Raw genomic sequence first — 7387 nt, forward strand, 5'->3', positions numbered from 1 at the left:
CCGGCCCGGCCGGGAATCAGTCGAACTCGGGGGCCTCGTCGCGACTGCGCTTCAGTTCGAAGAAGTGCGGGTAGGACGCGAGCGCGACAGCGCCGTCCCACACGGTCCCCGCGGTCTCGCCGCGCGGGATACGTGAGAGCACCGGCCCGAAGAACGCGACTCCGTTCACATGGATGGTCGGGGTTCCGACGTCGTCGCCGACCTTGTCCATGCCCTCGTGATGGCTCGTCCGGATCCACTCGTCGAACTCCTCCGAGACGGCAGCGTCGGCCAGCGACGGGTCCAGGTCGAGTTCGGCCAGTGACTCGCTGATCACCTGGTCGAAGTCCTTGATGCCCTTGTTGTGGATCCGCGTACCCATCGCTTCGTACAGCGGCGCCAGGATCTCGTCACCCTTCTGCGCCCACGCCGCGGCGACCACCCGGACCGGACGCCACGCCTGCTTGAGACCTTCCCGGTAATCCTCGGGGATGTCCTTGCCCTCATTCAGCACCGCCAGGCTCATGACGTGGAAGTTGACGTCGATGGACCGGACCTTCTCGGCCTCCAGAATCCACCGCGAGGTGATCCAGCACCACGGGCACAGAGGGTCGAACCAGAAGTCCACCCGATCCTGTTCCTGCTGACCTGTCTGTGTCTCTGCTGCCATCGACCTGACCTTCCGCGTGTGTCGTTGGTATACCTCTTCGCAAACTACAACCAGATTCCCGGACGCTCATTCCCGTTAAGCTGGCCCACGGACCACGATTCGAGAGGCGGACTGACCCGACTGTGACTGCTCCCAACCTGACCCGCGACCAAGCCCGCGAACGCGCCGCGACCATCGACGTCGGCAATTATGCGATAGACCTCGACCTCACCGACGGCAACGGAGGCCCGGGGGTCGACACCTTCCGATCGGTGACCACCGTGACGTTCACGGCCACCCCGGGGGCCGAGACCTTCATCGACCTCGTCGCACCGTCGCTCACCTCGGCGACCCTCAACGGCACCGACCTCGACGTGTCCGGCTTCGACGAGTCGGTGGGCATCTCACTCCCATCGCTGGCCGCCGAGAACACCCTCACCGTCGTCGCCGACTGTGCGTACTCCAACACCGGTGAGGGCCTGCACCGCTTCGTCGACCCGACCGACGATTCGGTCTACCTGTATTCCCAGTTCGAGACGGCCGACGCCAAACGCATGTTCGCCTGTTTCGACCAGCCGGACCTGAAGGCCACCTACACGCTGACGGTCACCGCACCCGAGGACTGGAAGGTGATCTCGAACGCCGCGGTGGTGAACACCGTCGCCGCCGAGCCGGGACTCCACCGATTCCGGGCGACCCCGCTGCTGAGCACGTATCTCGTCGCCCTGATCGCCGGACCCTACGCGGAGTGGACCGACAGCTACACCGACGACCACGGCACAATTCCGCTCGGGATCTATTGCCGCGCATCGCTTGCCGAACACATGGACGCCGACCGACTGTTCACCGAGACCAAACAGGGCTTCGGCTTCTACCATCAGAACTTCGGCATCCCGTATGCCTTCGGCAAGTACGATCAGCTCTTCGTGCCGGAGTTCAACGCAGGCGCGATGGAGAACGCCGGCGCGGTGACCTTCCTCGAGGACTACGTGTTCCGTTCGCGGGTCACCAAGTACCTCTACGAGCGTCGCGCCGAGACCGTCCTGCACGAGATGGCCCACATGTGGTTCGGCGATCTCGTCACCATGCAGTGGTGGGATGACCTGTGGCTCAACGAATCCTTCGCCACTTTCGCGTCCGTCCTGTCCCAGTCGGAGGCCACCGAGTACAAGAACGCGTGGACCACGTTCGCGAACGTCGAGAAATCCTGGGCGTATCGGCAGGATCAGTTGCCGTCCACCCACCCGGTCGCCGCCGACATCCCGGACATCGCCGCCGTCGAGGTCAACTTCGACGGCATCACCTACGCCAAGGGTGCGTCGGTGCTCAAGCAACTGGTCGCCTATGTCGGGCTCGAGGACTTCCTGGCCGGTCTGCGCGATTACTTCGAGGCCCACAAGTTCGGCAATGCATCGTTCTCCGATCTCCTCGCCGCACTGGAGAAGTCATCCGGACGCGACCTGTCTGACTGGGGATCCCAGTGGCTCAAGACCACCGGTATCAACGTAATGCGTCCCGACTTCGAGCTCGACGCCGACGGGAAGTTCACCCGGTTCACGATCGTCCAGGACGGCGCACAACCAGGCGCCGGTGAGACCCGCGTCCACCGCATGAAGGTCGGCGTCTACGGCGACAACGGTTCCGGGACCCTCGAGCGCGTCCACAGCGCCGAACTCGACGTCGAGGGTGAACGGACCGACGTCGTCGAGCTCGTCGGGGTGGCCCGCGGCGCCCTCGTGCTGCTCAACGACGACGATCTCACCTACGCATCGGTCCGGCTGGACTCGGAGTCACTGGCCACCGCGACCGCCCGGATCGGCGACATCGCCGACCCGATGCCGCGCACCCTCGTGTGGTCGGCGGCGTGGGAGATGACCCGGCAGGCCGAGATGGCGGCCCGCGAGTTCGCCGAGCTGGTGCAGCGCGGGATCGCCTCCGAATCGGAGATCGGTGTGGTGCAACGAGTCCTGATGCAGGCGACCAGCGCAATCGAGGCCTATGCAGATCCAGCATGGGTGTCGGCGACGGGCCGCCCGGGTTTCAGCGCCCGACTGCTCGAGCTCGCGCGAGGCTCCGAACCCGGCTCCGATCACCAGCTCGCCTTCGTGAACACCTGGCTCGCCGGCAAGCTCAACGACGATCAGATCCCGGCCGTCCGCGGTCTGCTCGACGGCGACGATCCGACGTCACACGGACTCGCCGGTCTCGTGGTGGACACCGACATGCGCTGGAAGTTGGTGCGCGCACTGGCCTCGGCCGGCGCGATCGACACGGACCCGGCGAGCTCGCCGGTGATCGACGCCGAGGCTGGACGCGACAACACGGCCACCGGTCAGCGCCAGGCGGCCGCCGCACGGGCATCTCGACCACTGGCCGAGGCCAAGGCCGACGCCTGGGCTCAGGCTGTCGGGGACGACTCGCTCTCGAATGTCTACACCCGAACCATGATCGAGGGCTTCGCACGGGCGGGCCAGGGCGACCTGCTGCAGCCGTATGTGGCCAAGTATTTCGAGGCGATCCCCGACATCTGGGCTCGTCGGTCGAGCGAAGTGGCGCAAACGGTTGTCGTGGGCCTCTATCCGCACTGGGCGATCAATGCCGAGGGGATCGCCGCCGCCGACGAATTCCTGTCCGCCGATCATCCGCCGGCGCTGAAGCGACTGATCTCCGAGGGGCGTGACACCGTCGCGCGGTCGCTGCGCGCACGGGAGTTCGACGCACAGCAGTGAGTGCCCGGGGTCCGGCGGCACCGCCGTCGGACCCCGCCTCGATCATCGGCTTCGCCAGCGATACCGGACCTGAGGGCGACCCGTGTTGCCGTATTCGGTGGTGCGCTCGACCGTGCCGTCGTCGGCCAGCCGTTCCAGATATCGCCACGCGGTGACGCGCGAACTCCCCAGCACCGCTGCGACCTCCGACGCGGTGCGGCCGCCGTCGCTGTCCCGGACCGCACGCCCGACGGCGTCCTCGGTGTCCGGGGCGGCCCCTTTCTTCGCGGTCCGCCGCGTATCCGAGGTGCGCAGTTCGGCAAGAGCACGGTCGACGTCGCGCTGACTCACCGCGTCGTTGCCGGCGGTGAGGGCACCTCGATAGTTGAGGTATTGCCGGATCTTCTCGCCGAAGGCGGCAAAGGTGAAGGGCTTCAGGAGATACAGCAGGACGCCATGCGACATCGCGCTGCGCACGGTGGCAAGGTCCCGTTGCGCGGTGATCGCGATGACATCCGGGCCCGGCCGCACGCCCGACAGCGCAGAGGCGAGGTCAACCCCACGCGCATCGGGCAGCCCCAGATCGAGCAGGACCAGATCGATCGGCTCCGAAGTCTCCGCGGCCCCGGTCGCGACCCGCATCGCCTGCTGCGCCGTCGTGACCGACGCCACGATCTCGAATCCGCCCAAGCGGGAAAGATATTCGCGATGTGCCTCGGCGATGAGGGGTTCGTCCTCGACGATCAGTACACGGATCATCGGGCGACGTCCCCCTCGATACCGGCGCGCACCTCGTCGACATCGACACGAGAGTTGCGTTCGGGTGCGGACAACATCACCGTCACAACCGACGCATAGGTGTTCTCCGCGCGCAGGATTCCGCGATGCCGATCGACCACCTGGGCAACGAGCGCCAGTCCCAACCCGCGTCCGAGGGCATCGCCACCCGCCTTGGTCGAGTACCCGCGGGTCTGTGCACGATCGAACTCGCCGGGATCCATCCCGGGTCCGCTGTCGGCGACGACGACCTCGAGATGCTCGGGGTCCCCGACGACCGTCACCTCCACCCAGGGGTCGGCGGGATCACACGCGTCGATCGCGTTGTCGATGAGGTTGCCCACGACGGTGATCATCTCACCGACGGTCAGCAGTTCCGTCGCATCGTCACCGAACTGCGAATCCTCCGTGAGCGTCAACGAGATACCGCGCTCGGCGGCCTCTGCCGACTTCCCCAGCAGCAGAGCAGCCAATGCCGGCTCCGCGACCGCTTCGGTCATCCGATCGATCAATTGTTGCGACAACTGCATCTCGGTCGTCGCCATCAGCGCGGCCTCCTCGCTGCGGCCCGTCTCGATCATCGCAACCACAGTGTGCAAGCGATTCGCGGATTCGTGCAGCTGCGACCGCAGTGCCTCGGCGAACCTGGTCATCGAGTCGAGTTCGCCCATGGCCTCGGCCAATTCGGTGCGGTCCCGGATCGTGACGACCGCGGAGGTGGCGTCGGTCGGCACCGGCGACCGGCTGACCATCAGTGTCCGGCCCCGTTCGGCGTAGAGCACATCGACCAACGGTTCGTCGCCCGTGACGAGGAATGCCGGCAGGTCGACCTCGCCGTTGTGCCCGCCGCCCAGCAGCCGCCGAGCCTCGTCGTTGACGAGTGCGGGGTGGCCGTGCTCGGTCACCACCAGCCCTTCCCGAACGGCATGGAGCACCGCGTCGTGGTGCTCGTACATGAGCCGGAGTTCGGACGGTGCCAGCCCACCGGTCTGCCGGAGGAGTCTGCGACGGATCAGCCAGAGACCCAACCCGGCCGTCACGAGCGCCGCGAGCGCGATCGCGGCGATCAGCGGCAGTTGCGCAAGCCACGCCGCGGTGAGCGACTGCTGGGTGATCCCCGCTGCGACCAGCCCGACGATCCGCCCGTCGGGGGCACGAACCGGCGCGACCGTCCGGACCGACGGTCCGAGCGTGCCGGTGTAGGTCTCGGTGTGGACCTCGCCCCGGAGCGCCTCGGTCGTGGAGCCGATGTACTTCTGACCGATGAGCGCGGGATTGGTGTGCGTGTAGCGGGTGCGGTCTGTCCCCATGATCGTGATGAAGGCGATGTCCGTCGCCTTCCGCACCTGTTCGGTCACCGGTTGCAGCGTCGCTGCGGGGTCAGGCGACATCAGTGCGCGCGACGTCGACGGTGAGTCGGCGAGACTGACCGCGATCGCCGTCACCTCGTCCCGGGCGGCGCGATCACCATCGACGCGGGCATCGACCGCCGCGAGCACGCTACCGGCGACGACGATGACGGCGACCAGCATCAGCAGCCAGGCAACCGCCTGACCAGCGAGAGTCCGGGGAATTGCTCGATACATCGGCCACCTCCGCCCGGGATTCGTCGGTTTCGTCCGGTGAACGAAACGAACTCAATCGTGACCCGTGTCACGCATTCATCCCACAATCCATACACGGACGGTGACCGCGCGGTCCATGACGCGGCGACGACGAGAGGAATCCGATGAATCTGCGTTCACGACCTAACGAGCCGGGCGACGAGCCCGCTCCCCCGGTGTCCACCACTGACGGGCCGGCGCTCAAGAAGCGCGATCGCACGCATTGGCTCTACATCGCGGTGATCGTCGCGGTCGTGGCCGGCGTCGTCGTCGGGCTCGTCGCACCGCAGGCCGGCAAGGACCTCGCGTTCTTGGGCACCATGTTCGTGAGCCTGATCAAGATGATGATCGCGCCGGTGATCTTCTGCACCATCGTCCTCGGCATCGGGTCGGTGCGGAAGGCAGCGACCGTCGGCAAGGTCGGCGGACTGGCATTCGGGTATTTCCTGGTGATGTCGACCGTCGCGCTGGCGATCGGCCTCGTCGTCGGCAACCTGATCAAGCCCGGCGAGGGTCTCAACATCACGACGACCGCGGGTAAGGGCGCCGAACTGGCAACGGAGGCACACGAATCCGGTGGAACCCTCGACTTCGTCGAGGGCATCATCCCCACCTCGATGGTGTCCGCGCTGACCGAGGGCAATGTGTTGCAGGCGCTGTTCGTCGCTCTGCTCGTGGGATTCGCCATCCAGGCCATGGGCCGCACCGGCGAGCCGATCCTGACCGCGGTGTCGTACTTCCAGAAGCTCGTCTTCAAGGTCTTGTCGATGATCCTGTGGGTGGCACCGATCGGCGCGTTCGGTGCGATCGCCAACGTCGTCGGCCAGACGGGGTGGGCCGCGGTCCAGCAACTGCTGATCCTGATGCTGGCGTTCTACATCACCTGCGTGCTGTTCGTGTTCGGTGTCCTCGGCGTCCTGCTGCGGACCGTCGCGAGCGTGTCCATCTTCCGACTGGTCCGCTACCTGGCCCGTGAGTACCTGTTGATCTTCGCCACTTCGTCGTCGGAGTCCGCCCTCCCGCGCCTGATCGCGAAGATGGAGCACCTTGGCGTGGAGAAGGCCACCGTGGGTGTGGTGGTACCCACCGGATATTCGTTCAATCTCGACGGCACGGCCATCTATCTCACGATGGCCTCGATCTTCATCGCCGATGCCATGGGTGACCCGCTGTCGATCGGCGAACAGATCGGTCTGCTGGCCTTCATGATCATCGCGTCGAAGGGCGCGGCCGGCGTCAGCGGTGCAGGGTTGGCCACCCTGGCCGGCGGTTTGCAGGCCCATCGACCCGAGATGCTCGACGGCGTGGGACTCATCGTCGGGATCGACCGGTTCATGTCCGAGGCCCGCGCGGTGACCAACTTCTCCGGCAACGCGGTCGCGACGCTGCTGGTCGGCTCGTGGACGGGGACCGTCGACAAGGCCAGGGTCGACACCGTCCTCAGCGGAGGTGCACCGTTCAACGAGTCCGACATGGTCGACGACGAACCGGTGGACCGTCGCTCGGGCGACGACGAGGAGCGGACATCGGCACGATCGGATCGCGCACTGACGGACCACTGACCACGGACCTCCACAGGGAAAACGAGGCGGGGGGGGGCCCCCCCGGGGGCGGGGGCCCCCGGGGGGGTGGGGGGGGGGGGGGGGGGGGGCGGTTTGAGAAAACACGGG

Annotated in this window: 5 protein-coding genes; 2 read left to right on the plus strand and 3 right to left on the minus strand. The window is 66.6% G+C overall.

The features are described 5' to 3' along the window. Positions 1–16: 16 nt before the first annotated feature. On the minus strand, positions 17–649 hold the full coding sequence (locus ACLQ3I_RS21070) for a DsbA family protein (RefSeq protein ID WP_425793587.1): 633 nt from the start codon (positions 647–649) through the stop codon (positions 17–19). 122 nt (positions 650–771) lie between these two features. Between ACLQ3I_RS21070 and pepN the strand changes: the two genes are divergently transcribed. Then, on the plus strand, positions 772–3357 hold the full coding sequence (pepN, locus tag ACLQ3I_RS21075) for an aminopeptidase N (protein WP_425793586.1): 2586 nt from the start codon (positions 772–774) through the stop codon (positions 3355–3357). Between the two features lie 42 nt (positions 3358–3399). Here pepN and ACLQ3I_RS21080 read toward each other — a convergent pair whose 3' ends face one another. Then, positions 3400–4095 (minus strand): response regulator, encoded by a 696-nt coding sequence (locus ACLQ3I_RS21080; protein ID WP_425793585.1) that lies wholly within the window; start codon positions 4093–4095, stop codon positions 3400–3402. After that, complete coding sequence (locus tag ACLQ3I_RS21085) at positions 4092–5699, minus strand: sensor histidine kinase (RefSeq protein ID WP_425804421.1); 1608 nt, start codon at positions 5697–5699, stop codon at positions 4092–4094. Before ACLQ3I_RS21085 ends, ACLQ3I_RS21080 begins: the two co-directional genes overlap by 4 nt. A 143-nt stretch (positions 5700–5842) precedes the next feature. On the opposite strand from ACLQ3I_RS21085, the gene ACLQ3I_RS21090 reads away from it, so the two are divergent. Then, a complete protein-coding gene (locus ACLQ3I_RS21090) occupies positions 5843–7279 on the plus strand; it encodes a cation:dicarboxylate symporter family transporter (RefSeq protein ID WP_425804424.1) in 1437 nt (478 codons plus the stop codon). Positions 7280–7387 lie beyond the last annotated feature (108 nt).

Source organism: Gordonia sp. DT101 (genome assembly GCF_049844895.1).
In the GTDB taxonomy this organism is placed as follows: Bacteria; Actinomycetota; Actinomycetes; order Mycobacteriales; family Mycobacteriaceae; genus Gordonia.